Below are 25,918 nucleotides of genomic sequence, written 5' to 3'. Positions count from 1 at the left end.
GGGCCTCTGGAGCAAGCAGCGCCTCATGACAGCGACAGCAGCATTTCGTCAGGGTGCTCGAGATAGTGCTTCCACAGATTGCTGAAGCGCGCGATGGTCCCGCCATCGATGATGCGATGATCCCCCGCCCAGGTGATGGTCATGATGTCACGCGCACAGACATTGCCCTCGCCATCGAAGCGCGGTAGACGCTGAGTGCGCCCCAGCGCGACGATGGCGACCTCCGGCTGGTTGATGATCGGCGCGGCGTAGGTGCCGCCCAGAGCCCCGATATTGGAGATCGTCAAGGTGCCGCCCTTGAGGTCCGCCTGGGCAACGCGCCCGCTGCGCGCAGCCTCGGTCAGCCGCCCGACCTCACGCGCGATCTCGAGAATGCTCAGACGCTCGACGCCCTTCACATTCGGCACCATCAGCCCGCTGGCACTGTCCACCGCCATGCCGATGTTGCAGGCGCCCTGATAGAGAATCTCGCTCTCATCCTCACTGAGACGCGCATTGAGAATCGGCTCCTCGATGACCGCCAGCGCCATGGCCTTCATGATGAACGGCATCAGGGTCAGGCGAATGCCCTGCTGCTCGGCGCGTACCTTGAGGCGGGCCCGCAACGCCAGCAGGTCGGTGATATCGAGCTCATCGCCGTAATGGAAATGCGGGATCTGCGTGCTGGCCTGCACCATGCGCCGAGCCATTACCGCCGCGACACCCTTGAGCGGTACCGCTTTCGACTCAAGGCGTGACGATCGCACCTCGTCACTGGCCACGTCACTGGCTACGTCACTGACCACAGCACACGCTTCGGCATCTGCCTTGTCGGTCTCGGCGGCCGCGCCGACCTTGTGAGAGTCATCAGGTGTCACGTCAGTCTCGTGAGCCTCGGATTGCTTGAGATAAGCCAGCACATCTTCCTTCAGCACCCGGCCGTTACGCCCCGAGCCTGCGATGACCTGGATATCGAGCTGATGTTCGCGCAATAGGCGGCGCACGGCAGGGGTCGCGGGTATGCGAGGCCGGCTCTCCTCGTGACGCCCGTCTTGCCCACTCTTGTCGTCGCCCTCCTGGCGGTGCTCCGCCAGACGCTCTGGCTGAACCTGCTTGCGCTCAGGCGAGGTGACGTCGCTCTCAGTACTCTCGGCGCTTTCAGCCTCTGCCTCCTCATCAGGGACGTAGGCATACAGCGGCGTATGCACTCGGGCATTTTCGCCCTGGGCGTAATGGAAGCGCACGATACGCCCGGGCTCCGAGGCGGTGATCTCGACCAGTGCCTTGTCGGTCATCACATCGACGATCGTCTGGTCTTCTTCCACCGTGTCGCCTTCCGCGACGTGCCAGGTGACCACCTCACATTCGACGATGCCTTCGCCGATATCCGGCAGGATGAAATCACGCGAGCGTCGCTCAAGGGCCGCGGCTGTCGGTGTGGCGGCTGCACCATTTATGGCTGCCGCCGCGGGTGCTGACGTTGTGACATCCGACTGACTGCTGGTCGCCTGGCTGGCAGCTGACTGAGTCTGTGCCGTCGAGCGAGCAGGCGCTGCAACCGTCATGACATCACCGGCGTGGTCATTCTCACGCTCGCCGTGTCCGGTCTTGTCACCATCACTGTCACTGCCATCATCCACCGCAAACAGCGGCGCATGGACTCGGGCAATCTCGCCTTCCTGACAGTAAAGCTTGACCACGGTGCCGGCGTGGGGCGCGGGGATTTCCACCAACGCCTTGTCTGTCATGACCTCGGCCACCGGCTGATCTTCCTCGATCACGTCGCCTTCCTTGATCAACCACTTGACCAGCTCGCACTCGACGATGCCTTCGCCGATATCGGGCAGGATGAAATCATTCATGGCGCGCATCACTCCCTGTCATCAGTAATTCAAGCTTTGCTTGATGGCCTCGTAGATCTTGAGCTCGTCCGGCAGATGCTCCTTCTCGAGCACCAGCGGGAACGGCGTATCAAGGCCAGTGACGCGTCGGATCGGCGCCTCGAGATACAAAAAGCAACGCTCCTGCACGGTGGCGGCAATCTCGCTGGCAAAACCTCCCGTCAGCGGCGCTTCATGACTGACTACCAGGCGCCCCGTCTTGAGCACCGAGTCACACACCGTCTCGATGTCCCAGGGCAGAATGCTGCGCAGGTCAATGATCTCGCAGTCGATGCCATCCTGCTCGGCGAGCGCAGCGGCCTTCTCGATGACCTCCATCTGAGCGCCCCAGCCGAGCAACGTGATATCGCGGCCTTCACGAATGACGTCGGCCACGCCCAGGGGCAGTTCGTAATCGGCTTCTGGCACCTCACCCACCGAGGCGCGATAGAGCCGCTTGGGCTCCATGAACAGCACCGGATTGGGATCGCGAATCGCCGCCAGCAAGAGCCCCTTGGCCTGGTGGGGATTGCGTGGCATCACGATCTTGAGGCCCGGGGTATGCGCGAAATAGGCCTCGGGCGACTGGGAGTGATAGAGCCCGCCTGCGATGCCGCCACCATAGGGCGTGCGAATCGTCAGGCCGCCGACATCGAACAGATCACCGGAGCGATAGCGGAACTTGGCCGCCTCGTTCACGATTTGGTCAAAGGCGGGGAAGATGTAGTCGGCGAACTGGATCTCGGCCACCGGCGTCGAGCCCTGCGCCGCCAGCCCGTTGGCGAACCCGATGATGCCCTGCTCGGTGAGTGGCGTATTGAAGCAGCGCTCTCGACCGTATTTGTCCTGCAGGTGGCTGGTGGCCCGGAAAACGCCGCCGAATACCCCGACGTCCTCCCCGAACAGCACCACACGGGGATTGGCGGCCATGGCGATATCCAACGCATTGTTGATCGCCTGCAGCATGTTCATCTGTTTCTTGCCCGAGGCCGAGGCTGCTCCATCCTTGCTGCCCGTCGCCGCAGACGCTTCTTTCGCCGCTGAACTCGCCGCAGCTGAGTCTGTCACTGGCGTTTTCTCCAACGGCTGTTCACTCATCTGCTCACTCATGATGTCTGGCCTCCATCCACAGGCTGATGGCTCTCTACCGGCTGATGGTTCTCAACAGGCTGATGGCTCTGCATGCGCTGCTGACGTGCCTGATACGCCTTGCGACTGTCTTCCAGCTCCTGCGCAGTGAACCCCATGCTGGCGGCGCCCTTGGGATAGGCATGCGGATACTTGCGAATATGCTGTTTCACGTCTTCGAGCTGCTGCGTGAGCAACGGCGTCGGCGTGTCGTAGACATCGCTGATCAGCGTGTCCAGCGCCGGTGGCGCCAGTTTCTCGGCACGCTTCATGGACTCAAGCACTTCGCGACGCAGTTGATCGCCAGTGGCCTTTTCCTCCTCCTCGCTCCACCAGCCTTGCGCTTCCAGCCAGTTGCGCATGCGCAGGATGGGGTCCTTGTCACGCCAGATGGCCTCCTCCTTCTTGCTGCGATACCCGGAGGGGTCATCCGAGGAGGAGTGCGCTGCCAGACGATAGGTCATCGCCTCGATCAATACCGGCTGATTCGTCTCGACCGCGATCTTGCGCGCCGCCAGGGTGGCTTCGTAGACGGCGATCACGTCATTGCCATCCACCCGGATGCTCTGCATGTGATAGCCGAAGGCGCGTGGCGCGATGCCATCGGCAGCGAATTGCTCGCATGACGGGGTGGAAATGGCATAGCCATTGTTGCGACACAGGAAGATGCACGGCACCCGATGCACGGAGGCCATGTTGAGGGCGGCATGGAAATCGCCCTCGGAGGCGGCCCCTTCACCGAAGATGGTGATGGTGCACTGCCCCTTGCCCGCCAGCTTCTGGCCGTAGGCATAGCCGGTCGCCTGGGGAATCTGGGTCGCCAGCGGCGAGGAGATGGTCATGTAGTGCAGGTCACGCGACCCATAGTGGATCGGCATCTGACGGCCCTTGCCGTAGTCGCGCTCGTTGCCGAACATCTGGTTCATGAATTCGTCGCAGCTGAAGCCGCGCCAGGCCAGCGCCCCCTGCTCACGGTATTGCGCCATGATCATGTCATCGTCTTGAAGCGCCGCCGCACTGCCGATCACCGTGGCTTCCTCGCCGGTGCATTGCATGTAGAAGCTCAAGCGCCCCTGGCGCTGGGCGGCCAGCATGCGCTCATCCAGCACCCGGGTGAACAGCATCGTCCGGTAGATCTTGAGCGCCGTGTCGCGGTCGATAGGTGAACTGTCCTGCGACTGGCCTCCCCGGGTATCGTCACTCTGCCCCTGTGGCACATCGACGGGATAAAGGGTGCCGTCCTGACGCAGGCGCTTGAAGATCGGGATGCAGAGTTCATCGCCGGTCATGAAGGCCAGGTGATGCAGCACCGTCGGCCCCTGCGGCGCGATCTGGTCTGCCGTCGGCATGGCGGTCAAGTCATTGAGCTCTGGCTGTGAGCCATCGGGCGGCGCGGTCCCCGGGGATACGGGTCCGCGTGTTGTTGTATCGGACATGCTCAGCGTCCTCTCTTACCGATCAGGCGTTTGAGGGATTACCCAGCCCTCGTGAGGCCGGGCAGGCAATGGCGTACCTTCATGAATGTCGAACCGCAAGCTGCCGAACCGGAAGCTATCGATTCGACGATGACAACAGTGCCTACCATCAGACTAGTGGAAAGTCGCTCTGGCGGCCCAACAGTTAACGTTAACGTCAAGGTAACGCAAAGACAGACGATATGCCTGCCTGACAACTACTTCTTTGGTGGAACCTTTTGCGGCATGGGCTCATGCGCGTTCGGCATGGAAAGCTGAATTCGCCTGTAAGAACGCTTTTTTGCGACTAAAGGTGCAGAGGGTGAGTGAAGGCTGACTGTTAATCTTCCCGCACCAAAAAAGTGCTTAATGCAGTGCGCAATCGTGACAAGGCATCGAGACGACAGACTCGGGCGCGCCCTGAGCATCATCAGCGATGATCATCGCTAGACACCTAAGGACAGTTCCATGAGTGATTCCTCCCGCCCTAACCTGTGGCGCCGTTTGCCGTTGTGGCAGAAGATCCTGGGCGGCCTCGCCCTGGGGGTACTCGCTGGTGCCCTGATGGGAGAAAGCGCCAGCATGTTCAAGCCGCTGGGCGATATCTTCATCAATGCGATCAAGATGCTGATCGTGCCGCTGGTCTTCAGCACCCTGGTGGTCGGTATCACCTCGATGCGTGACCCGCAGAAGATGGGCCGCATAGGCGGCAAGACCATCGCCCTCTACCTGCTGACGACCGCCTTCGCGATCGCCATCGGCATGCTGGCCTCCAGCATCTTCCAGCCAGGTGCCGGCTTCGAGTTCAACTTCGACAAGGCGATGGAAACCAAGGATGCGCCCTCACTGGTGCAGATTCTGGTCGACCTGGTGCCGAGCAACCCGATCGATGCGCTGGCCAACGGCAACATCATGCAGATCATCGTCTTCGCCATCGGGATCGGCATCTCGCTGATCATGATCGGCGACAAGGGCGAGCCGGTCGTGCGCGTCTTCGATAGCTTCGCCGAAGTGATGTACAAGCTGACCGAGTTCGTGATGGCCTTCGCGCCGTTCGGTGTCTTCGGTCTGATGGCGCATGTCTCCGGCAACTACGGCCTGGATGTGCTGCTGCCGCTGGCCAAGGTGATCGGCGTGGCCTATCTGGCGAGCATCGTGCACGTGCTGGTGGTCTACTCCGGCCTGCTGGCGACGCTGGGCAAGCTGAACCCGGTGCGCTATCTGCGCGGTATCGTCGATGCACTGGTCGTGGCCTTCTCCTCGGCTTCAAGCTCCGGCACCCTGCCGATCTCCATTCGCTGCGCCCAGAAGAACCTCGGCGTCTCGGAAGGTGTCTCCGGCTTCGTGCTGCCGGTCGGCGCGACCATCAACATGGATGGCACCGCCATCTATCAGGGCGTGGTGGCACTGTTCATCGCCCAGATGACCGGCATCGAGCTGTCGATGATGGACTACGGCATGATCGTGCTGACCGGTACCCTGGCCTCCATCGGCACCGCCGGTGTGCCGGGCGCCGGCCTGATCATGCTCTCCATCGTGCTGAGCCAGGTAGGCCTGCCGCTGGAAGCCATCGCGGTGATCGCCGGTATCGACCGTATCCTCGACATGGCGCGTACCACCGTGAATGTCGCGGGCGACCTGATGGTCACCACCCTGGTCGGCAAGTCCGAGAACGAGCTGGACCTCGAGGTCTACAACGCGACCCAGCCCAAGAAAGACGCCTGACGCCAGGCGCAGGCATTCTCGCCAGCGCCTTGCCTTGAAACACGAACGCCCCGCTCATTGAGCGGGGCGTTCGTGTTTCAAGGGCTGTGTTTAGGCTCCGTATTTCAGGCTGTCACCAACGGGGAGAGCACAAAGGCAAGGTCAGGCAGATTCCGGCGGCGAGTCGCGCAGCTCACGTCTGAGCACCTTGCCGACGTTGGTCTTGGGCAGCTCGTCGATGAAGACCACCTGACGCGGCACCTTGTAGCTGGCCAGTTCCTTGCGCGACCAGTCTCGCAGCGCATCCGCCTCGAGCTCTGCGCCATCCTTGAGCACGACATACAGCTTGATCGCCTCACCACTGCGCTCATCCACCACCGAGACGGCGGCCGCCTCGAGCACGTCCGGGTGACGCACGATGACGTCCTCGACCTCATTGGGATACACGTTGAAGCCGGAAACGATGATCATGTCCTTCTTGCGATCGACGATGCGCATATAGCCATCGTCCTGGAAGACCGCGATATCACCGGTGCGCAGGAAGCCATCGGCAGTGAAGCTGTCCTTGGTCGCCTGCTCACGCTGCCAGTAGCCCTTCATCACCTGCGGCCCCTTCACGCACAGCTCGCCCGGCTCCCCCATCGCGACCAGCGCGCCTTCATCGTCATATAGGCGCACCTCGGTGGAGGGCATCGGCCGACCGATGGTGCCGAGCTGAATGGCATCCAGCGGGTTGAACGACACGATCGGCGAGGTCTCGGTCATGCCGTAGCCCTCGGAGATATCGCTGCCGGTGACCCGCTTCCACTCTTCTGCCGCCTTGCGCGTCAGCGCCACGCCCCCTGAGGTGGTGATCTTGAGCTTCGAGAAGTCCAGTGCCTGGAAGCCGGGGTTGTTGCACAGCGCCACGAACAGCGTATTGAGACCGACGAACATCGTGAAGTCGTGCTTTTGCAGCGTCTTGACGAAGCCCGGGATATCGCGCGGATTGGGAATCAGCAGGGTGTGATTGCCTTCACTGAGCATGCAGGCCAGATGAATGGTGAAGGCGTAGATGTGATAGAGCGGCAGCGGCGCCACCAGCGTCTCATGGCCGGGATTCAAGCCCTGCGTGAGGGCCATCTTGCCTTGCAGCATGTTGGCGAGCAGGTTGCGGTGAGTCAGCATCGCGCCCTTGGCGACCCCGGTGGTGCCGCCGGTGTACTGCAGCACAGCGACATCATCGAGTGCCAGTGTCGGCCGTTCCCAGCGCTCGGACTTGCCCTGCGAGATGGCCGTGCGCAGCGAAATGGCGTCGGGCAGATGATAGCTCGGCACCAGTTTCTTGACGTGCTTGACCACGGTGTTGATCAACAGCCGCTTGAAGGCCGGGTGCATGTCGCCCAGCTCACAGACCAGCACGTACTCGAGACCAGTGCGCTCCCGCACGCGTTCGACCTTGTCCGCCATGTTGGCCAGCACCACCAACGCCCGCGCGCCGGAGTCATTGAACTGATGCTCCATCTCACGTTCGGTATACAACGGATTGGTATTCACCAGCACCAGGCCTGCACGCAGCACGGCGAAGGCCACCACCGGAAACATCAGCGTATTGGGCAGCTGGATGGCGACCCGATCGCCCAGCTTGAGGTCAGTTTCATGCTGGAACCAATCCGCCAGCTGACGACTGGTGGCATCCAGCTCCGCAAACGTCATGGTGCGGTCCATGCAGGTAAAGGCAGGACGCTCGCCATGCGCCGAGCAGGCCTTCTCCAGCATGTCCATCAGGGAGTCGTAGCCGCTGAAATCCACCTCCTGAGAAGACCGCAGGCACGACATGCCACTCATGTCGCCTGCCGTTGGCTGTGCTCGCGAAGCGTCGGGCGAGGCATCTGCCACGTGGGAAGGTTCTGTAGTGGAATCGGCAGTGGTATCGGTAGTGGACTTGCCTGACTCATCGGGTCGAGCCGCTAGGGGATCATGCATGGCGTTGCTCCTTGATCAGTACGTGGGGCGCTCGGCATCATTGCCCCCGCTACCTTGTTGTTGTAGACGTCGTTGTAAGACCTCGTTGCAAGACGTCGTCGTGAGACCAGGTCGTAAGACATCGTGGTGAGATGCGTGGTGAGGCGCTGTCGGGACTCCGTCGGGTGGGTATCAGCCTGTGGGCCCTTCACTGTCGACAGCATAGCCGCAAACCGATGCTGCGCGCCGTTGGCGAAATCGATGGACCTGTCAGCATTGGAACATACGTACGTTTGATATTGCCTTGCGACCTTGGTGACATGCGCAGGCCTGCTCTGGAGCAGGGAAACAGCCCTGAGCCCAAGAAGGGAAACAGCCCTGAGCCCAAGGAGGTAAACAGCCCTGACCCGAAAGCGAGAAACAACGAGGCCCCTGCCGGGGGGCAGAGGCCTCATGTCTTGCACACCGAACGCATGCGTCAGGCGCATACGTCTGGCAAACGGCAACTCAGGAGAGGTCGCGGACCTCGTTCTCGATCATCTTGCGGATATGCTCCTCGTTCTCGATCATCGATTCGCCATCCTCGCGCAGCGATTTCAACAGTCCGATCATCATGGCGATCAGCACGAAGGTGAACGGCAAGGCGCCGGCGATCGAGGCCGCCTGCAGGGACTTGAGCGCCTGATCGCCCCCCAGCAACAGCAGGATCAAGGTCACGGCGCCCAGCATCATGCCCCAGATGATGCGTTGCTGAACCGGGGGGCGACGACCGAAGGCCAGCAGGCGTCCCAGCACCAGGGTGCCGGAATCCGCAGACGTGACGAAGAAGATGATCACCACGACCAGCGCGGCCACCTTGGCCACGGTCGCGGCGATGCCGGGAGTGAGCACCTCGAACGAGTGGTAGAGGGTGCCGGCGTAGTCCCAGTTGGTGACCGCAGCCGTGTAGATGCCCATGTCGGCCCCGTACAGGGACTGATAGATCCCCGCCGAGCCGATGACGCCGAACCAGACCAGCGCCACGATGGAAGGGATGACCATCACCCCGAGAATGAATTCACGGATGGTCCGGCCGCGCGAGATGCGGGCAATGAACATGCCGACGAAACCGGCCCAGGCGATCCACCAGCCCCAGTAGAAGATGGTCCAACCGCCCTGCCACACTTGCTCGTCCGGCGTGCGCGCCGTCCACAGTGTCATCGAGACGCCATCGGTGAGGTAATCCCCGAGCGCGGTGATGGAGCTCGCAATCAGATAGTTGGCGTCGCTCACCAGCAGGAAGTAGGCCAGGATGCCGAGGCAGACCCAGGTATTAAAGGTGGAAAGCAGCTTGATGCCGCGTGCAACGCCGCTGGTCGCTGACAGGGTAGCGATGACGCTGATCAACACGATGGAGACCACGGTCACCATGCGCGACTTCTCTTCGATGAGGCCCAGTGACATCAGGCCGGAGCCGATCTGCTCGACGCCCAGACCGAGCGTGGTGGCGATGCCGAAAATGGTACCGAACACGGTCAGGATATCGACGGTGTGCCCGATGGGCCCGTAGATCCGGTTGCCGATCAGCGGATAGAGGGCCGAGCGCATCGAGAGCGGCAGGCCCTTGCGGAAGGCGAAATAAGCCAGTGACAGCCCGACGATGGCATACATGGCCCAGGCGATCGTGCCCCAGTGGAAGACGGTGAGCTTGATGCCCCCGGCGGCCGCTTCCGCGACGCGGCTGTCAGGCACCGGGAAGCCTTCGTCCCCCGGCATGAGACCACTCGCCAGGGCGGCCTGCTTGGCCTCGAAGAAGGCGGCAACGGCCGCCTTGACGTCAGCACTCAGAAACGGATTGCCGCCGCTCCAGTCACTCGCGAAATGGATCATGGGCTCGGACATCGAGAAGAACAGCATGCCCGCGCCGGTCCCGCAGCCGAACAGCATCGAGAACCAGGCAAAATTGCTGAACTCGGGACGCTCATCGTCACGCCCCAGCCGAATCTTGCCGACACGCGAACACATCACGTAAAGACAGACCACGAAGGTCGAGAACATCACCAGCACGTAGTACCAGCCCAGGGTGCTCTCTATCCAGGCCTTGATGCCCAGAAACTGATCGCTGGCCGTCTTGCCCAACAGAATCGCATAGAGAATGAAGAACACGGTCATGGTGATCGCGGTGATACCGAGCGTCGAGTTGAGTCCCTTCAGGACACCTCGCTGCTCGATGAGTGCATCCAGTTCCTTTCCTTTCAACATGTTTCTACCTCGTGACGGGTTTTTATTATCATTTTTCATGATGCCGCTATCGTCGTTCGTGACAGCGGTATCGTTGTTCATGACTGCGGATGCCGGGGCTCAAGGAACCTCAGTCGTCATGGGGACATTGCGGGCAGATCGCGTTCACCTTCGGCCAGACATGGGCGGGAACCTTGGCAGACGACAACGCCACGGCATGTCATCTGACCCCAGCCGATATGCGACTTTGTGGGGAGAGTCCATGCTATAGGCCCCCCGCTTGCGAGACCAATAAGATCTCGACGCCGTCTGGATAAGCAGCGCTAATGCCTGAGCCGAGAAAAAGAGGCCTCACATTCTGGCGTCTTTCGACAGAGGTCCTATCCAGGCCGCATCCTTCAGGGAACCTCATCCAGACAGACAAAAGCCCCCGGCGGATCTCTCCACAAGGGGCTCTTGCGTCATGGCGACGCGTGAAGCGTCACTGACTGCCCGCTCGGATCATTGACCGACGGACTGGCTCAGACGCAGCTGGTGCAGGTAGTGCATATGACGCTCGTACTGCTCGAGCAGATCATTGATGACCTGGTCCTTGCTGTAGCCCATCAGGTCATAGGACTGACCGCCTTCCTTGAGGAAGACCTCGGCACGACAGTAGTCCTCTTCATCCCCCTCGTCTTCCTGATCCAGATTGAGGTCCGGACGCAGGTGAGAGCGAATGCGCACGCCGTAGATGAAGTCATCTTCCTCACCATGGCGTGCATTGAAGTAGACGCGATCACGGCTGATGGTGACGTCGACTTCCAGTCCCTGGCTACGCAGCTCTTCGGCCAGCTCCTGCATGCCTTCCGCGACAGTGCCGCGCAGGAAGCCACGTACCATGGCGCGCGTCGGGAAGCTCATCAGGTGCTGGGCACGCTTGCGCCAGTTGCCCTTCTCGCCCATCGGCGTCGCGGCTGCGGTGTTCACCGACAGCGAGCGGCGCTTGACGGACTCGAGATTGAGCTGACGCAGCAAGCCGAAGATCGCGGCCAGCAGAATCATGCCGAACGGCAAGGCGGTGGCGATGGTGGCGGTCTGCAGCGCCCCCAGCCCACCGGCCAGCATCAGCACGATGGCCAAAAGACCCACCGCGAAGGCCCAGTAGATACGCTGCCAGATCGGGGTGTCTTCACGACCACCGGAGGCCAGCATGTCGACCACCATCGAGCCGGAATCCGCCGAGGTGACGAAGAACACGATGACCATCACCAACGCGATCACCGAGGTGATGGACGACAGCGGCAGCTGCTCGAGGAAGGTGAACAGGGCCAGCGAATAGTTGTCGTTGACGGTATCGACCAGCGCCGTGACGTTCTGCTCCAGAATCATCGAGATGGCGGTGTTGCCGAAGATGGTCATCCACAGCAGGGTGAAACCGGCCGGCACGAACAGCACGCCGATCACGAATTCCCGGATGGTACGGCCACGCGAGACACGCGCGATGAACATGCCGACGAACGGAGACCAGGACATCCACCAACCCCAGTAGAGCAGCGTCCAGCCACCGATCCAGTCATTGGGTTCGTAGGCGTAGAGTTCGAAGGTCTTGCCGACGATATCGGCCATGTAGAAGCCGGAATTCTGGACGAAGGCCTTGAGCAGGAAGGCGGTCGGGCCGAGCAGCAGCACGAACAGCAACAGCACCACGGCGAGGCCGAGGTTGATCTCGGACAGGATACGGATGCCCTTGTCCAGGCCGGTCACGACCGAGATGGTGGCAAGGCCGGTGATCACGACGATGATCGCGACCTGGGTCCAGTCGTTGTTCGGCATGCCGGTCAGGTGCGAGAGCCCGGCATTGACCTGTGCCACACCGTAGCCCAGCGTGGTGGCGACACCACAGACAGTGCCGACGATGGCGAAGATGTCCACCGCATGGCCGATCGGACCGTAGATGCGCTTGCCGATCAGAGGATACAAGGCACTGCGCAGCGTCAGCGGCAGGTCATGGCGATAGCTGAAGTAGGCCAGAATCAGCGCGACGATGGCGTAGATCGACCAGGCATGCAGCCCCCAGTGGAAGAAGGTCAGCTTCATCGCTTCACGTGCGGTCTCGACCTGCTCCGGGGTGCCTGTCGGCGGGTTGAGGAAGTGCATCACCGGCTCGGCCACGCCGAAGAACATCAGACCGATGCCCATGCCCGCCGAGAACAGCATCGCGAACCAGGTGACGTTGCTGTAGTCCGGCAGTGAGTGGTCCGGCCCCAGGCGAATCTCGCCATGGCGTGAGAAGCCGACATACACCACCGAGATCAGCACGATGGCCACGCACAGGATGTAGAACCAGCTCACGGTGTTGGTGATCCAATGCTGGACCGACTCGAACACGGACATGGCCGTATCCGAGAACACCGCGGTGAAGATCACCAATAACAGGATGATGGCATTCGCGCCGAAGAAGACCGGCGGGTTGACCTTGGCAAACAAGCCGGTGCGCGGCTCGGCACTGGCATCTTCGCCACCGCCCGCTGCAGGGGTATTGCGCATGGAGATTTCCTTGTGAGTGTCCGGGAGAGACGCCGTGAGCTGTCTCGGCGCCCTGCTGGCAAACAACACTATAATGAAAAAACATGATCAGATTGCGCGCGGATAATATCACCTGATGCCTACATGACCAATGTCTTGTCCAACTACCGTCCAACTTCTCGGCGTACACATGGCGCAGGATGCCATTTGTTTTCTTGATGCTTGCACGCTGGCACCCAACGTCATCGGCACACTCAAATGCCATGCTGGTCACACAGGAGTTAACGCATGAGTCGCAATCGTCATTCCGGCAAGGCCCCCCTGCGCGCGCTCGCGCTGTCTCTCGCCCTGTTGAGTGCCCTGCCGACCACGTCCGCCATGGCGGGCCCGGGGCATGGGCGCTTCGATGGGCCGGGCTACATAGGCCCCGACATCGTGATCGGGCATGGTGAGCCCGGTCGGCTGATTCGCTGGGCACCGGGTGGCCCTGGGCACGGTCATGGCCTGCCCGCCGGGGCGCGCGGTGTCTGGGTGGGCGCTACGCTGTATTTCCTGGCGGCAGGCACCTATTACCTGTGGGAAGAGAGTCAGCAGCAGTATCTGCCCGTCCAGGCCCCCGCTCAGGCGACACTCACGGCCGCGGCAGTCGATGTCATCGCCTACCCCACCAAGGGCCAGAGCGAAGACCAGCAAGCGCGTGATCGCTATGAGTGCCATCGCTGGGCCAATCAGCAGAGTGGCGCCGAAGCCAATTCCGCGGCGCCGCCCGTGACCGCCAGCAACGCAGACACCTATCGCCGCGCGCTGAGTGCCTGCTTCACCGGTCGCGGTTACAGCGTGCAATAGTCTGCTTGAGCCATGAGCATGAAAAAGCCCCGCCAGCTCGCGATGATCGCGGCCTGGCGGGGCTTTCTTGTGTCCATTGTCGGCTTTCTGCTGTCTGATTTGACTGCTTGCGGGATTTGCTGCTCGTGGCGATCAGCCGCGCCGCTTCTGATGCCGTTCGCGGTTGGTGTCACGCGCCGCGCGGGATTTGCGCAACATCACCAGCGTCGCCCCCAGCCCACCGTGGCGCGGCGTGGCACTGCTCCAGGCCTGCACCTCGGGCATCTGCTCCAGCCAGTGCACCAGGTAGGCACGAATCAAGGCGGCATGCGATTCGCTGTCACGCCCCTTGCCATGAATCACCAGCAGGCAGCGCAACTCGCTGCGCCAGGCATCCTGGATGAAGCGGTGCACCTCACGGCGACACTCGATGAGCGGACGACGCATCAGATTGAGCTGCGCCTCGGGTGGGTAGCCGCCCTGGCGCAAGCGCTCCAGCACACCGGTCTGGATGCCATCACGGCGAAACTCGACCGGGTCATGCGGCGAGAGATGCTCCACGTAGCTGTCGGACAGCCCGTCCAGCTCATTGCCCAGGGTCTTCTGCGCGTCTTCACGCCGTGCCAGCTGAGCCTCGCTGGGGCCCTTGCGGGCCGTGGTGACATCGGCGCGGTCCTTGCCGCGCGTCAGGGGAGCAACGCCTTGCATCTCACGACTGAACAGATCATCCGCCTCGGCACTGCTCAACTCACGGGCATGCGCCGCCGACATCATTGCAGGGGAAAAACGTGACATGGCACCCTCCAGTCTTCACCAGGACGTGTCAATTACGTGGAGCGCGCAGCCAAGGTCGACAAACGACGACGCCCCGAGACAGAGCATGCCTCGGGGCGTCGGTTCAGCTCAAGTCGCTGACGTGATTTCTTGCGTCATCACGCCTAAAGGGCGGATCAATGCCCGGTCTTGAGCTGCTCCCAGTACTTCTGATAGATCGACAGCGCATCGCCGACATCGGTCTGGAATTCGCCGCGGGCGAGATCCTGCTGAGTCGGGAAGACCACCGGGTTATCACGCACTTCCGGGTCCATCATGTTCTTGGCCGCCAGGCTCGGCGTGGTGTAACCCACGTACTCGCTGATTTCCTTGCTGACTTCCGGGCTGATCAGGTAATCGATGAACTGATAGGCCGCATCGACGTGACGCGCGTTGGACGGAATCGCCATGGTGTCCATCCACAGGATGATGCCTTCCTTGGGATAGACATACTCGACCGGCACGCCTTCCTGGTTCGCCTGATAGACCTCACCGTTCCAGATCAGACCGGCATCGACCTCGCCCTGCATGAAGGGCACGCGCGCCGCGTCGGAGTTGAAGGCACGCACGTTGGGCATCAGCTGGGTCAGCTTCTCGTAGGCCGCCTTGATCTCGTCCGGGTCCGTGGTGTTGCCACTGAAGCCAAGGCTTGCCAGTGCGACATGGAAGACTTCACGCATGTCGTTGGAGAGCAGCAGCTTGTCACGATACTTGTCGTTCCACAGGTCGTTCCAGCTGGTCAGTGCGCCCTCTTCGACATAGTCCGGGTTGTAACCGATACCGGCGCTGCCCCACATGTAAGGCACGCTGTACTGGTTGCCCTTGTCGAAGTCACGATCGACCAGGTTGGGGTCGAGGTCCTCGAAATGGTCGAGCTTGCTGACATCCAGCTTCTGCAGCAGACCTTCACGCGCCATCTTGTCGATGTAATAGGTCGACGGGAAGACGAGGTCGTAGCTGTTGTCGCTGTCCAGCAGCTTGAGCTTGGCGTACATCGCTTCGTTGGAATCGAAGGTGGAGTAGACGACATCGATGCCGGTCTGCTCTTCGAAGCGCTCGATGACCTCATCGGGCATGTACTCGGTCCAGTTGTAGACGTAGAGGACCTTGTCGCTGTCATCCGCGGCCAGAACGGGGGCGGATGTGGCCACGGAAGCCAGGCTGACGGCAGCCATCAGGCCAGCGGCGCGCAGCGGGAAACGGGTACCTTGCATGTTATTTTTTCTCCTTGAGCAACAACTGTGAAATCAACAGCAGACAGAGCGACAGCCCCAACAGCAGGGTTGCCAATGCATTCACTTCAGGTTTGAGCCCCAGTCGCACCATCGAGTAGATACGCAGCGGCAGCACCTCGAAGGTCGGCCCGGTGACGAAGGTCGAGATCACCACATCATCCAGCGACAGGGTGAAACTCAGCAGCCAGCCGGAGGCGATCGCCGGCATCAGCGCCGGTACCAGCACGTGCCAGACGGCGCGGGCTTCACTGGCACCGAGATCACGCGCCGCTTCCAGCAACTGCGGGTTGATGCCCGTCAGGCGGGAATAGACGGTGATCACCACGAACGGCAGACAGAAGGTGGCGTGCGAGACCAGCAGCGAGAAATAGCCCAGCTGGATACCCAACGCAATGAACAGCGCCAGGAAGGCGATCGCCATCACGATGTCCGGCATCATCATCACCGTGAACAGCATGCCATTGAGCAGCGGCTTGCCGCGGAAGCGATAGCGATAAAGCGCAGTGGCCGTCAGCGTGCCGATCAGGGTCGCCAGCGTCGCCGCCGTCACCCCGAGCCACAGCGTATTGAGCGCAGCCTCCATCAGATTGCCATTGCCCAGCAGCTTGTCGTACCAGCGCAGGCTGAAGCCGCCCCACACGAAGGGATTGCGTGAGTCATTGAACGAGATGCCGATCAACACCAGGATCGGCACATACAACAGCGTGAAGATCAGCGTCAGATAACAGCGGCTGAACCAACGCAGCGCGGCGCTCGCCTTCATAGGGTCACCTCACGCTTGAAGAGCTTGACGCTGCGGTAATAGGCCAGCAGCAGGAACGCCATCACCAGTGTCAGCATCACGCTGATCGCCGCGCCGAAGGTCCAGTTGTTGGCCTCCAGGAACTGGCCCTTGATGATGTTGCCGATCAGCGGATGGCGCGAGCCGCCCAGCAGGTCCGAGACATAGAACATGCCCATCGCCGGCAGAAACACCAGCAGCACGCCCGCGATGATGCCCGGCATGGTCAGCGGCAGCACGATATGGCGGAAGGTGGCCAGGCCATTGGCGCCAAGGTCGCGGGCCGCCTCCAGCGTCGGGCGGCTCAGCTGCTCGAAGACGGCATACAGCGGCAGGATCATGAACGGCAGCAGCATGTAGACCAGCCCCACGATCACCGCCTCCTCGGTATACAGCAGGCGCAGCGGCGCATCGATCAGGCCGAGGTTCATCAGCACATCGTTGAGCAGCCCGCGCGTCGCGATCAGCGTGCGCAGGGCATAGATGCGGATCAGCGAGTTGGTCCAGAACGGAATGATCACCAACAGCAGCAGCAAGGGCTGCAGGCGCGGGCTGGCCCGCGAGATCATCCACGCGAAGGGATAGCCGAGCAGCAGACAGATCAGCGTCGTGATCAGGCCGATCCACAGCGAATGGCCGAAGACACTCAGGTACACCGGGCTGATCATCTGGCCATAGTTGGTCAGAAAGCCCTGCCACAGCGTGCTCAGCGACAGCTCACCGGCCAGTAACTGGCCGGTGTTTTCCGGCATCAGACTGACCAGCACCACCAGCAGCGTCGGGGCCAGCACCAGCACGATCAGCCAGCCCCAGATGATGGTCAGGGTGGCGGTCTTGAAGGGATTGCGCACCAGACTCATGCACCCGCCCCCGTCACGGCCGGCTCATCATCGGGCAGGATGATCTCCCAGTCCGGCACCCAGCTGACGCGCACGCGCTCGCCGAGGCGGTAATCGAAGTCAGGGTCATCCTCGTCGAAGAACTCGCTGGCCAACAACTGCTGACCGCTGTCCAGCTCCAGCACCGTGTCCAGGGTCATGCCCTTGTAGTTGCGCTCGATGACACGCGCCGGGAAACCTTCGCTGTCCTCGGCGCCCTTGAGTCGCATGTCTTCCGGGCGCAGCAACACCTGCACCGCCTCTCCGCCCTGATAGGTGCGGCCATGGCTACTGAGTTCCAGCGTCTGACCGAGCAGCGTGATCTCGATGCGCCCAGCCGTCGCCGCGGGGCGCACGACCTGCGCCGCCAGCTGGTTGATCTCACCGACGAAGCGCGCCACGAACAGCGTGCTCGGCGATTCATAGACCTCACGCGGCGTGCCGATCTGCTCGATGCCGCCTTCGCGCATCACCACCACGCGATCGGACATCGACAGCGCCTCTTCCTGATCGTGGGTGACGAACACGAAGGTGATGCCCAAGCGACGCTGCAGGCGCTTGAGCTCGTTCTGCATCTGCTTGCGCAGCTTGTAATCCAGCGCCGACAGCGGCTCATCGAGCAGCAGGACGCGGGGACGCTTGACCACGGCGCGGGCAATCGCGATGCGCTGCTGCTGCCCGCCGGAGAGCTGGTCCGGGCGGCGGTCCGACAGATGGGCCAGTTGCACCATCTCCAGCGCTTCGCGCACCCGCTCATGAATCTCGGCCTTGGCGACCTTTTCCATGCGCAGCCCGAAGGCCACGTTGTCGTAGAGGTTCATGTGCGGAAACAGCGCATAGCTCTGGAAGACGGTATTGACCGGGCGCTGGTGAGCGGGACGCTCATGCAAGGCCGTCGACTCGAGCGTGATGGTGCCGCTATCCGGCGATTCGAAGCCGGCGATCATTCTCAGCACGGTGGTCTTGCCGCAACCGGACGGGCCCAGCAGCGTGACGAACTCACCATCGTTCAAATCCAGGTCAAGGCTGTCCAACACCTTGCGATCACCAAAGGTCTTGGAAATGCCACGCAGCTTGACCAGCGGGGCCTTCTCAGGAGCAGAGCTTTTCATCGGCGGGTTGTCACCTCCAGCGGGCGTCGCGAACGGCACCCTCATGCATGTCAGGCGCGCCAGGGACTGGCACGCCACATCGTCAATTCCATCGTGCCTGGCCACCGGCTGACTGCCAGCTCTCGCCGCTCGCTTTGGCGCTGGCGCGCAGGTCGCGCAAAGGTCACATCAGACAGCGGAAAGGCGCCGTCGCCAGTCTGGCATGCCAACCTTTCACTTGCGTGTCTGCCCGGCGAGCCGCTGCCAGCTGACCTGTCTCATTCATGCCTCGACCACGCCTCACCCTTACCTCGCTCACTCCTCACCCTGGCTCTCCAGCGTGCAGGCCGAATTGCGGCAAGGCAGGCGAGCGGTTCCGGTTGATGTGCGAGAGACAAAGGAAAAGGCCCGAACAGGTGTCGGGCCTTTTCATTGCCGTCATCGCTTTCGATATCGGGGCATCGGCATCCGCCTCAACCCCCGTCGGGATGAGCAGACGGCACAGGGTGCGCATTCTGCCCATTCGGCTTCAGGCTGTCACCTTGCAATCACGTTCCTGTGCCGCTCAGGAAGTCGCAAGTCGCGGATCTTGCGGGTCTTTTTCCTCCTGAGTCATGGCCTCATCACCCACCTCACCGACACTGGGCAGCACCTCGACCAGACCGCAGGTCATGCGCTCCTTCTCGGCGGCACGCGCACGCGCCAGCGCCTCACGCAGGGGTTCCAGGCGCGGATGCGGCGCTTCGCCCGCCTCGCCGGCCGGCAGTTCCCACGGCAAGGCGTGCGCCATCTCCCACAGCGAGTAATGACTGAGATCACGCCCGAGCACCCATTGGCCATCCTGGGTCTGGCTGGCGATGTTCTCGGCGATCAGCGGCTTGAGCACACGACGGTAACGACTGCCCAGCACTTCCGTGAGTCGATCATCGGACAGCGGCTCACCGCGTTCATGGGCATCCTTGAGCAGCATCACGGCACCGAGGGTCTGCCAGAACGGTGGCCAGCGATGCCAGTCAGCATTGGAGCGCTCGCCCATCCAGGCCGCGACTTCCGCCCCCAGCAGCACGATGCACCAGGACAGGAACACCCACAGCAGGAAGAGCGGAACGGCCGCGAAGGCGCCGTAGATGGCCTGATAGGACGGGAAATGCGTCACGTAGAGCGAGAAGCCCGCCTTGGCCAGCTCAAGCGCCAGCGCCGTGGTCAGCGCGCCGACCGCGGCGTCACGCAGGCGAACCTTGCAGTTGGGCACCGCGGCATAGATGAAGGTGAAGGCCGCAGCGCTCAACAGCGGCGGCAACAGACGCAGCAACAGTGCCTTGCCGCCCAGCATCTCGGCGGCCGAGTCGAAGAAGGACAGCGAGGTCAGAAAGGACGACAGCAGAAAGCCCGAGCCCAGCATCAGCGGCCCCAGCGTCAGGACGGCCCAGTACATCAGGAAGCTCGACAGTCCCTTGCGCCCTTCCGGCACCTGCCAGATGGCATTGAAGGCGCCTTCGATGGTGATCATCATCATCACCGAGGTCACGAACAGGAAGATCAGACCCACCGAGGTCAGATTGCGCGCCTGACCGGAGAACTCGTTGAGATACTCGAGCACCGTGGCGCCGGTCGAGGGCAGAAACTGGGAGAACACCGTGGTCTGCAGTTGATCGCCCACGCCGTCGAAACTCGGAATGACGGCGAACATCGCATAGATGACCGTCATCAAGGGCACGATGGCGAACAGCGTCGTATAGGTCAGTGCCGACGCGGTCTTCTTGCCGTCGTGATAGTTGAAACGTGATACCAGCTTGAGGATGACGCCGATGGCGGGCATGACCCGCGAGATCCCTGGCAGTTGTGGCATTCTTGTGCGCCCCTCTACAATGCGTTCCTGATTCATTCGCCACCGCCGGCCATGGCCAGTAGCGCTTGCGTGAAACCCATCACCTGTCCGGAAACGGAGACAGTCATGTCAATATTGAAACTCTACCATAACCCACGCTGCTCCAAGTCACGGGAAACACTGGCGCTTTTGACCGCGCGCCTCGAGGGCGATGCCTTCGAGACCGTCCGCTACCTGGAAGACCCCCTCGATCGTGAGCAGCTCGAGGCCCTGGCCGCCCGAGTGGAAGGCGGGGCGCGGGCTCTGACCCGCGAGAACGAAGCCGAGTGGAAGGCGCTGGGCCTTGTAGACCCCAGCGATGCGCAACGCCTTGACGCGATTGCCGCAACGCCGAAATTGATGCAGCGGCCGATTCTCGATGATGGCACCCGTGCCGTCATCGGTCGCCCGCCCGAAGATGTGCTGGTGCTGTTGAGCGACGCCTGATCCCCTGATGACAGAGTGTGCTCACGCAAGCCCCGCTTGCCCCTTTCGATAGATTGTCATCCACCTGAGGAAGCTCATGTCCGCAACGACCCCCGACGCGACGCCGTACGTCCTCGTCCTCTATTACTCGCGCCATGGTGCGACCCGCACGCTGGCCGAGCAGATCGCCGCCGGCATCGAGTCCATCAGCGGTGTCGAGGCACGCCTGCGCCGGGTGCCCGAGATCTCGGCCACCTGCGAGCAGACCGAGCCGGAAATCCCCGACAGCGGGGCCATGTACGTCGAGCTGGACGACCTGCGTCACTGTTCGGGCCTCGCGCTGGGCAGTCCGACCCGCTTCGGCAACATGGCGGCGCCGCTCAAGTACTTCCTGGACTCCACCAGCGAGCTGTGGATGAACGGCGCCTTGATCGACAAGCCTGCCACCGCCTTCAGCGCCTCAAGCTCTCTGCATGGCGGTCAGGAAACCACGCTGATCACCATGCTGATACCGCTGCTGCATCATGGCATGGTGTATGCCGGTGTGCCCTACAGCGCCACCGAGTTGCTCGAGACCACCCAGGGCGGCACGCCCTACGGCACGACCCACGTCAGCGGCAAGCGTGGCGACAACGATGTCGATGACAACGAACAGCGCCTGGCACTGGCGCAAGGCAAGCGTATCGCTCGCCTGGCCCTTGCCATGCAACCTCTCAGGGAGACGAAATAGATGCGCGCCTGGCTTGAACGACTGGAACGTGAGCAGGGCCTCGACACGCTCGAAGCCAAGAGCCGTCGCGGTGTGATCGCAAGTTTTGCGGCCGTCGCCCTGCTGCTGCTGATCGGCGGCATTCAGCTAATGGCGCAGAGCGAGAACAGCGGCCTGCTGCCGCTGTTGATCCGCCTGCTGCCCATCGCACTATTCCTGCCCGCCATCTTCACCCGCCGGGCACGTGGCCATGTCTGGCTGGCCTTCGTCAGCCTGCTCTACATCATGCAGGGCGTGATGCTGGCCGGTGTGCCTGGCCACGCCGTCATCGGCGTTCTGGAAGCACTGGCGGCACTGGGGCTGTTCATTTCCAGCATGGCTTACGCCCGTTTCCGCTCGCGCAACCTCAAGCGTCAGCCGCAGGCCTGATCAAGCCCTGGCCTCTCCATTGCCCGCCCTTCTCGTCGCGCCATAATCGACTAAAATTGGCGGCTAGAATAGCCGACTAAAATAGGCGACTAGAATAGCCGTAAAATAGCCGACTAGAATGGCGGGTATCGGTTTGCGCCCTCCCACGGCGGCTTGCCACTTACCCCGCCGCTACCCACTGCTTTTCCCAGCGTGTCTCCTCAACCATCGCGAGCCGCCCATGCTGTATCGGCTTTGCGAGTTGATTACAGCGAGGCTTTGCCATGATCGGCCTGACAACACACTTGTCTTTTCCGCGCCCTGCGGGCGTATCGCGCAACCGCCTGACCACTGGCGTGCTGGCGGCTGGCGTGGTGCTTGCCAGCCTGTTGGCGTCGCCAGCGGCACTGGCTGACAAGACGGAAGATGCCATCCAGTATCGCCAGGCAGTCTTCCAGACGCTGGCGTGGCAGTTCAGTCCGATGGGTGCGATGGTCAAGGGCAAGCAGGACTATGATGCCGAGGAGTTTCGCACCCGCGCCGAGCGACTGGCGCTGTTGGCTCAGATGCCATGGGAGGGCTTCATCGCCGGTTCCTATGACGGTGATACCGACGCGCTGAGCAAGATAGAGAGCGACCGTGCAGGCTTCGACAAGCGTGCCGAGGCGCTGATGACCCAGAGCCGGGCATTGGCTGACGCCGCCGCCAGTCAGGACCTTGATGCCCTGCGCAGCCAGTTCGTCGAGACAGCCAAGACCTGCAAGGGCTGTCATCAGCAGTATCGCGCTGACTGATATAGCCAAAGCTCCGTCAAGACGCAAAAGCGCCGCCATGAGATTGCTCGTGGCGGCGCTTTTGCGTCTTGGCATACATGAGGGCGAAAGTGAGAGTAAAAGTCATAGCGAAAGCATGAGTGAAAGCGAGCAGAGCTTACGGCAACTGCGCCCCCTGCCAGATGACCAGAACGGCAATGCCGATCGCCAACCCCAGCGCGAGCCTCCTGCGTGGGCGTAAAGGTGGCACTGGCTCGCCCTCATCCACTACCGATTCATCGCGCCTGAAATGCTTGCGGCCATGCACCATCGCCCAGATCAGCCACTCACCGCGCAGGCCATGCCAGACGATGGCCATCAGATGCAGGGCGATCAGCCCCCACAGCAGCGTGATATTGGTGTGATGCACCCAGGCCAGCCCCTCGGCGACACTCGCTGGGACCCGATCATGCAGGGGCCCTTCGAACAGCAGATCATCGGTGAGAAACAGCCCGCTCGAGGCCTGAATCGCCAGCACCAGCAACATGGCCAGCGTCATCCAGCCACCCAGGGGATTGTGGCCTGCATGACGTGGCGCGCGTCCCGCCAGAAAGTCAGCGGCGTAGCGCCAGGTCGTGCGCGGTGACGCCACGAAGCGGCTGAAGCGAGCATGCCCGCTGCCCACCAGCCCCCAGATGACGCGAAACGCCACCAGCCCGATCACGCAATATCCCAACCGTGCGTGCCAGACCATCGGAAAATCGAGTCCTGCGCCCACCTCGGCGGTGTACCACATGCCGGTGATCGCCAGAATCAGCAGCAGGTGAAACAGCCGGATGGCCAGCCCCCAGATCACGACACTGCGCAGCGGCGAAGGCTCACCCTGATCATGAAGCACCGTCTCAGACGAGGACTTGCGGAATCGGTTCGAACTCATCCTGATGACTCCCTCAGCGAATGAACCTTTGATGGCACACGTGATCAGGCAGCGATAGGCAGCCAACGAGCGACTACAGGCCAGTATAGGTGGACTCGGTCTGGCGGCTCACGGCAAATCAATCGGCCGTGCCGCCATGAGACATGTGAAATATCAGCAATGAAGCGCTGATTCAGCACTTTCCACTGCCAGCTGCCACCTTGGCAGCATCGCCTGACGCTTGATGACATTATATGCTGCGTAGATTGCCTGCGGCTTACCGGGTCTCGGCCTCTTGAAGGCTCCCGGCATGTGTCGCCCGTCTTCACCCCGCCTGCGCAGAACGGAACTCTCGCCATGTCATCGCCTTCCACGGCCGGTACCTCGCACGCCTCCCGGGACGACACCACCTGTGCGGGCTCGCCTCCCCGGCAGCCAGTCAGCAGTCGTCACCTATGGCAACAGGCACTCAACAAGACCCTGCCGGTGATGTTCGGCTATATCCCGCTGGGCGCTGCCTTCGGCGTGCTGTTCACCCAGCTGCCGTTGAGCCCCTGGCTGGGCCTTTTGATGTCACTGGTCATCCTGGCCGGGGCCGGCCAGTTCCTGGCGGTAGCGCTGCTCGGTGCGGGCGCCGGCATCACCGAGGTCTTTGTGGCCACTCTGCTGCTCAATTCGCGCCACCTCTTCTACGGCCTGTCGCTGCTGGAGCGCTTCCGCGCGGCGGGGCTTGGCAAGCTCTATCTCATCTTCGGGCTGACCGATGAAACCTACTCGCTGCTGGCCAGCCTGCCACGCAGCGGCGAACGCGATGATCCCGTGGCGCGCCGTGATGACCAGCGCCTGATGTTGCGCATCACCTTCCTCAACCAATCCTGGTGGGTACTGGGGACGCTGCTGGGTCTGGCAGCCGGACAGCTCAGCTTTGACAGCAGCGGCATCGAGTTCGCGTTGACGGCGCTGTTCGTGGTGCTGGGCATCGAACAATGGTTCGCCCTGCGCGAGCGCTGGCCCTTCATGCTCGGCCTGCTGGTCACGCTCGCGGGCCTGTGGCTGCTGCCGGAAGATCAGCTGTTGCTGGGCAGCATCGCGGCAGCCTGCGCCCTCCTGCTCGGGCAGTATCATTACCAGCGTGGCAAACAACAGCCACACGTCACGCCTGCCCCGCGTGACGATCATCCCCCACACGGCAAGTCTGGCGCGCGCCGGACTGAACACAATCAAGCCTCGGAGCACACCACCCCATGACGACCCTGCAGGCCTTGCTGTTGATCGCCGTGTCAGCCGGCGCGACCTTCGCCACGCGCGCGCTGCCCTTCGTGTTCCTGTCCCGCCATTCGGCCCATCCGCTGATTCTGCATATGGGCCGCTATCTGCCGGCCATCGTCATGGTCGTGCTGATCATCGTCTCGCTGTCGGCCATGCAACTGCCTGACATGTCAGAGTCTGCGCACCACATCTCGGCCTGGCAAAGCTGGCTCGTAAGCGCCGAGGGCGCCGGCATGCTGGTCGCGGCCCTCTGCGTGGCGGGACTGCATCTGTGGCGACGCAATGCGCTGCTCTCGATTGCCGTCGGTACCGGGCTTTACATGGCGTGGCTGCAGCTGGGCGGTGTCTGATGCTTGCGATCCAGCACGTGAGCGGTCACAGTCATGTCATTACATGAGCAATTCATCAAGGGAGCCCACCATGAACCGCGATATCGCCGATGTGCGCAGAACCTATTCCGGTGATGGCCTGAGCCTTGCGAACACACCGCTGGAACCCTTCGAGCTGTTTCAGGAGTGGTTGACCAGCGCCCTGTCCGCCGATGACAACGACGCCAATGTCATGACGCTCTCCACCGTCGACAGCCAGGGCAAGCCGCATGCGCGCATCGTGCTGCTCAAGGGCTGCGACAGTGAAGGCTTCATCTTCTATACCAACTATCAGAGCCACAAGGGCAGCGAGCTGGCCAATGTGCCCTTCGCCGCGCTGACCTTCTGGTGGCCCGCGCTGGAGCGCCAGGTGCGTATCGAAGGCAGCGTCGAGAAGGTCGCGGATGCCACCTCCGATCAGTACTTCGCCTCACGCCCCAAGGAGAGCCAGCTGGGCGCCTGGGTCTCGCAGCAGAGTGTCGAGATTCCCGATCGCGAATGGCTCAGCGAGCGTCAGGGTCGCTTCGAGCAGGTCTATGCCACCACCGAAGTGCCGCGTCCGGAGCATTGGGGCGGCTACCGCGTAGTGCCGGAAATGATCGAATTCTGGCAGGGGCAGCCCTCGCGCCTGCACGATCGCGTACGCTACCAGCGCCTGGACACGGAAGACGGCGAATGGCACAAGCAACTGCTGGCACCCTGACCCGCTAGCCAGTCTCTGCCGCTAGCCAGTCTGTGCCGATAGCCAGTCTGCGCCACAACA

At 62.1% G+C, this 25,918-nt stretch carries 23 protein-coding genes; 10 read left to right on the top strand and 13 right to left on the bottom strand.

Annotation, left to right across the window (positions count from 1 at the left end):
• Positions 1 to 23: 23 nt before the first annotated feature.
• From H2O77_RS08745 to H2O77_RS08735, 3 genes are all read right to left on the bottom strand, one after another.
• Complete coding sequence (locus H2O77_RS08745; RefSeq protein WP_215824400.1) at positions 24 to 1,841, bottom strand: dihydrolipoyllysine-residue acetyltransferase; 1,818 nt, start codon at positions 1,839 to 1,841, stop codon at positions 24 to 26.
• A gap of 21 nt (positions 1,842 to 1,862) precedes the next feature.
• A complete protein-coding gene (locus H2O77_RS08740) occupies positions 1,863 to 2,831 on the bottom strand; it encodes an alpha-ketoacid dehydrogenase subunit beta (protein ID WP_043333588.1) in 969 nt (322 codons plus the stop codon).
• A 134-nt stretch (positions 2,832 to 2,965) separates the two neighbouring features.
• The gene (locus H2O77_RS08735) at positions 2,966 to 4,276 is read right to left on the bottom strand and encodes a thiamine pyrophosphate-dependent dehydrogenase E1 component subunit alpha (RefSeq protein ID WP_215824539.1); all 1,311 of its coding nucleotides are present in this window, start codon (positions 4,274 to 4,276) and stop codon (positions 2,966 to 2,968) included.
• 228 nt (positions 4,277 to 4,504) lie between these two features.
• Here H2O77_RS08735 and H2O77_RS08730 point away from each other — a divergent pair, with 228 nt between their 5' ends.
• The gene (locus tag H2O77_RS08730; protein WP_215824399.1) at positions 4,505 to 4,720 is read left to right on the top strand and encodes a hypothetical protein; all 216 of its coding nucleotides are present in this window, start codon (positions 4,505 to 4,507) and stop codon (positions 4,718 to 4,720) included.
• Positions 4,721 to 4,909: 189 nt separating this feature from the next.
• Positions 4,910 to 6,166, top strand: a complete 1,257-nt coding sequence (locus tag H2O77_RS08725; RefSeq protein WP_054556697.1) for a dicarboxylate/amino acid:cation symporter — start codon at positions 4,910 to 4,912, stop codon at positions 6,164 to 6,166.
• A gap of 141 nt (positions 6,167 to 6,307) precedes the next feature.
• Here the strand turns inward: H2O77_RS08725 and H2O77_RS08720 are convergent, their stop codons facing one another.
• From H2O77_RS08720 to betT, 3 genes are all read right to left on the bottom strand, one after another.
• Positions 6,308 to 8,110 carry an AMP-binding protein gene (locus H2O77_RS08720; protein WP_276315235.1) on the bottom strand — a complete coding sequence of 601 codons (1,803 nt, stop codon included), beginning with the start codon at positions 8,108 to 8,110 and terminating at the stop codon, positions 6,308 to 6,310.
• A gap of 486 nt (positions 8,111 to 8,596) precedes the next feature.
• On the bottom strand, positions 8,597 to 10,330 hold the full coding sequence (locus H2O77_RS08715; protein ID WP_215824398.1) for a BCCT family transporter: 1,734 nt from the start codon (positions 10,328 to 10,330) through the stop codon (positions 8,597 to 8,599).
• A gap of 480 nt (positions 10,331 to 10,810) precedes the next feature.
• Positions 10,811 to 12,838 carry a choline BCCT transporter BetT gene (betT, locus tag H2O77_RS08710; RefSeq protein ID WP_153635745.1) on the bottom strand — a complete coding sequence of 676 codons (2,028 nt, stop codon included), beginning with the start codon at positions 12,836 to 12,838 and terminating at the stop codon, positions 10,811 to 10,813.
• A 267-nt stretch (positions 12,839 to 13,105) separates the two neighbouring features.
• Here betT and H2O77_RS08705 point away from each other — a divergent pair, with 267 nt between their 5' ends.
• The gene (locus tag H2O77_RS08705; RefSeq protein ID WP_153635744.1) at positions 13,106 to 13,663 is read left to right on the top strand and encodes a hypothetical protein; all 558 of its coding nucleotides are present in this window, start codon (positions 13,106 to 13,108) and stop codon (positions 13,661 to 13,663) included.
• A gap of 132 nt (positions 13,664 to 13,795) precedes the next feature.
• Here H2O77_RS08705 and smrA read toward each other — a convergent pair whose 3' ends face one another.
• The 6 genes from smrA to H2O77_RS08675 form a co-directional block, all read right to left on the bottom strand.
• A complete protein-coding gene (smrA, locus tag H2O77_RS08700) occupies positions 13,796 to 14,437 on the bottom strand; it encodes a DNA endonuclease SmrA (RefSeq protein WP_225348067.1) in 642 nt (213 codons plus the stop codon).
• Positions 14,438 to 14,592: 155 nt separating this feature from the next.
• Positions 14,593 to 15,669, bottom strand: a complete 1,077-nt coding sequence (locus H2O77_RS08695; protein ID WP_197738736.1) for an extracellular solute-binding protein — start codon at positions 15,667 to 15,669, stop codon at positions 14,593 to 14,595.
• A gap of 1 nt (position 15,670) precedes the next feature.
• Positions 15,671 to 16,453, bottom strand: a complete 783-nt coding sequence (gene potC, locus H2O77_RS08690) for a spermidine/putrescine ABC transporter permease PotC (RefSeq protein ID WP_043333579.1) — start codon at positions 16,451 to 16,453, stop codon at positions 15,671 to 15,673.
• Positions 16,450 to 17,331 (bottom strand): spermidine/putrescine ABC transporter permease PotB, encoded by an 882-nt coding sequence (gene potB, locus H2O77_RS08685; protein ID WP_215824397.1) that lies wholly within the window; start codon positions 17,329 to 17,331, stop codon positions 16,450 to 16,452. Before potB ends, potC begins: the two co-directional genes overlap by 4 nt.
• Positions 17,328 to 18,461 carry a spermidine/putrescine ABC transporter ATP-binding protein PotA gene (gene potA, locus H2O77_RS08680; protein WP_153635742.1) on the bottom strand — a complete coding sequence of 378 codons (1,134 nt, stop codon included), beginning with the start codon at positions 18,459 to 18,461 and terminating at the stop codon, positions 17,328 to 17,330. The genes potB and potA overlap by 4 nt, the downstream gene beginning before the upstream one ends.
• 544 nt (positions 18,462 to 19,005) lie before the next feature.
• Positions 19,006 to 20,289, bottom strand: coding sequence for a YihY family inner membrane protein (locus H2O77_RS08675; RefSeq protein ID WP_175088735.1), 1,284 nt, complete (start codon positions 20,287 to 20,289; stop codon positions 19,006 to 19,008).
• 105 nt (positions 20,290 to 20,394) lie between these two features.
• Here H2O77_RS08675 and H2O77_RS08670 point away from each other — a divergent pair, with 105 nt between their 5' ends.
• The 4 genes from H2O77_RS08670 (at position 20,395) to H2O77_RS08655 (ending at position 22,644) form a co-directional block, all read left to right on the top strand.
• Positions 20,395 to 20,754, top strand: coding sequence for an arsenate reductase family protein (locus H2O77_RS08670; protein WP_043333573.1), 360 nt, complete (start codon positions 20,395 to 20,397; stop codon positions 20,752 to 20,754).
• Between the two features lie 76 nt (positions 20,755 to 20,830).
• The gene (gene wrbA / locus H2O77_RS08665) at positions 20,831 to 21,463 is read left to right on the top strand and encodes an NAD(P)H:quinone oxidoreductase (RefSeq protein WP_043333572.1); all 633 of its coding nucleotides are present in this window, start codon (positions 20,831 to 20,833) and stop codon (positions 21,461 to 21,463) included.
• Entirely contained in the window at positions 21,464 to 21,871 is a 408-nt protein-coding gene (locus H2O77_RS08660; protein WP_153635739.1) for a DUF2069 domain-containing protein, read from the top strand.
• 284 nt (positions 21,872 to 22,155) lie between these two features.
• A complete protein-coding gene (locus tag H2O77_RS08655; protein ID WP_172978663.1) occupies positions 22,156 to 22,644 on the top strand; it encodes a cytochrome c in 489 nt (162 codons plus the stop codon).
• A 136-nt stretch (positions 22,645 to 22,780) separates the two neighbouring features.
• Here H2O77_RS08655 and H2O77_RS08650 read toward each other — a convergent pair whose 3' ends face one another.
• Positions 22,781 to 23,539, bottom strand: coding sequence for a cytochrome b/b6 domain-containing protein (locus H2O77_RS08650; protein WP_215824396.1), 759 nt, complete (start codon positions 23,537 to 23,539; stop codon positions 22,781 to 22,783).
• A 336-nt stretch (positions 23,540 to 23,875) separates the two neighbouring features.
• On the opposite strand from H2O77_RS08650, the gene H2O77_RS08645 reads away from it, so the two are divergent.
• The 3 genes from H2O77_RS08645 to pdxH all read left to right on the top strand — a co-directional run bounded on the left by H2O77_RS08645 (position 23,876) and on the right by pdxH (position 25,858).
• Entirely contained in the window at positions 23,876 to 24,766 is an 891-nt protein-coding gene (locus tag H2O77_RS08645; protein ID WP_215824395.1) for an AzlC family ABC transporter permease, read from the top strand.
• Positions 24,763 to 25,137, top strand: coding sequence for an AzlD domain-containing protein (locus H2O77_RS08640; RefSeq protein ID WP_153635735.1), 375 nt, complete (start codon positions 24,763 to 24,765; stop codon positions 25,135 to 25,137). Before H2O77_RS08645 ends, H2O77_RS08640 begins: the two co-directional genes overlap by 4 nt.
• Positions 25,138 to 25,207: 70 nt before the next feature.
• Positions 25,208 to 25,858, top strand: a complete 651-nt coding sequence (gene pdxH, locus H2O77_RS08635) for a pyridoxamine 5'-phosphate oxidase (RefSeq protein ID WP_043333565.1) — start codon at positions 25,208 to 25,210, stop codon at positions 25,856 to 25,858.
• The last annotated feature ends 60 nt before the right edge of the window (positions 25,859 to 25,918 follow it).

Source organism: Cobetia sp. 4B, from assembly GCF_018831605.1.
Taxonomy (GTDB): Bacteria; Pseudomonadota; Gammaproteobacteria; order Pseudomonadales; family Halomonadaceae; genus Cobetia; species Cobetia amphilecti.
This window is presented reverse-complemented; position numbering and strand designations above follow the sequence as displayed.

Coding starts and splice junctions, on each gene's coding strand:
- H2O77_RS08745 (WP_215824400.1), bottom strand. CDS start 1,841: ATGAATGATTTCATCCTGCCCGATATCGGCGAAGGCATCGTCGAGTGC.
- H2O77_RS08740 (WP_043333588.1), bottom strand. CDS start 2,831: ATGAACATGCTGCAGGCGATCAACAATGCGTTGGATATCGCCATGGCC.
- H2O77_RS08735 (WP_215824539.1), bottom strand. CDS start 4,276: ATGACCGGCGATGAACTCTGCATCCCGATCTTCAAGCGCCTGCGTCAG.
- H2O77_RS08730 (WP_215824399.1), top strand. CDS start 4,505: ATGAATGTCGAACCGCAAGCTGCCGAACCGGAAGCTATCGATTCGACG.
- H2O77_RS08725 (WP_054556697.1), top strand. CDS start 4,910: ATGAGTGATTCCTCCCGCCCTAACCTGTGGCGCCGTTTGCCGTTGTGG.
- H2O77_RS08720 (WP_276315235.1), bottom strand. CDS start 8,110: ATGCATGATCCCCTAGCGGCTCGACCCGATGAGTCAGGCAAGTCCACT.
- H2O77_RS08715 (WP_215824398.1), bottom strand. CDS start 10,330: ATGTTGAAAGGAAAGGAACTGGATGCACTCATCGAGCAGCGAGGTGTC.
- betT (WP_153635745.1), bottom strand. CDS start 12,838: ATGCGCAATACCCCTGCAGCGGGCGGTGGCGAAGATGCCAGTGCCGAG.
- H2O77_RS08705 (WP_153635744.1), top strand. CDS start 13,106: ATGAGTCGCAATCGTCATTCCGGCAAGGCCCCCCTGCGCGCGCTCGCG.
- smrA (WP_225348067.1), bottom strand. CDS start 14,437: ATGTCACGTTTTTCCCCTGCAATGATGTCGGCGGCGCATGCCCGTGAG.
- H2O77_RS08695 (WP_197738736.1), bottom strand. CDS start 15,669: ATGCAAGGTACCCGTTTCCCGCTGCGCGCCGCTGGCCTGATGGCTGCC.
- potC (WP_043333579.1), bottom strand. CDS start 16,453: ATGAAGGCGAGCGCCGCGCTGCGTTGGTTCAGCCGCTGTTATCTGACG.
- potB (WP_215824397.1), bottom strand. CDS start 17,331: ATGAGTCTGGTGCGCAATCCCTTCAAGACCGCCACCCTGACCATCATC.
- potA (WP_153635742.1), bottom strand. CDS start 18,461: ATGAAAAGCTCTGCTCCTGAGAAGGCCCCGCTGGTCAAGCTGCGTGGC.
- H2O77_RS08675 (WP_175088735.1), bottom strand. CDS start 20,289: ATGCCACAACTGCCAGGGATCTCGCGGGTCATGCCCGCCATCGGCGTC.
- H2O77_RS08670 (WP_043333573.1), top strand. CDS start 20,395: ATGTCAATATTGAAACTCTACCATAACCCACGCTGCTCCAAGTCACGG.
- wrbA (WP_043333572.1), top strand. CDS start 20,831: ATGTCCGCAACGACCCCCGACGCGACGCCGTACGTCCTCGTCCTCTAT.
- H2O77_RS08660 (WP_153635739.1), top strand. CDS start 21,464: ATGCGCGCCTGGCTTGAACGACTGGAACGTGAGCAGGGCCTCGACACG.
- H2O77_RS08650 (WP_215824396.1), bottom strand. CDS start 23,539: ATGAGTTCGAACCGATTCCGCAAGTCCTCGTCTGAGACGGTGCTTCAT.
- H2O77_RS08645 (WP_215824395.1), top strand. CDS start 23,876: ATGTCATCGCCTTCCACGGCCGGTACCTCGCACGCCTCCCGGGACGAC.
- H2O77_RS08640 (WP_153635735.1), top strand. CDS start 24,763: ATGACGACCCTGCAGGCCTTGCTGTTGATCGCCGTGTCAGCCGGCGCG.
- pdxH (WP_043333565.1), top strand. CDS start 25,208: ATGAACCGCGATATCGCCGATGTGCGCAGAACCTATTCCGGTGATGGC.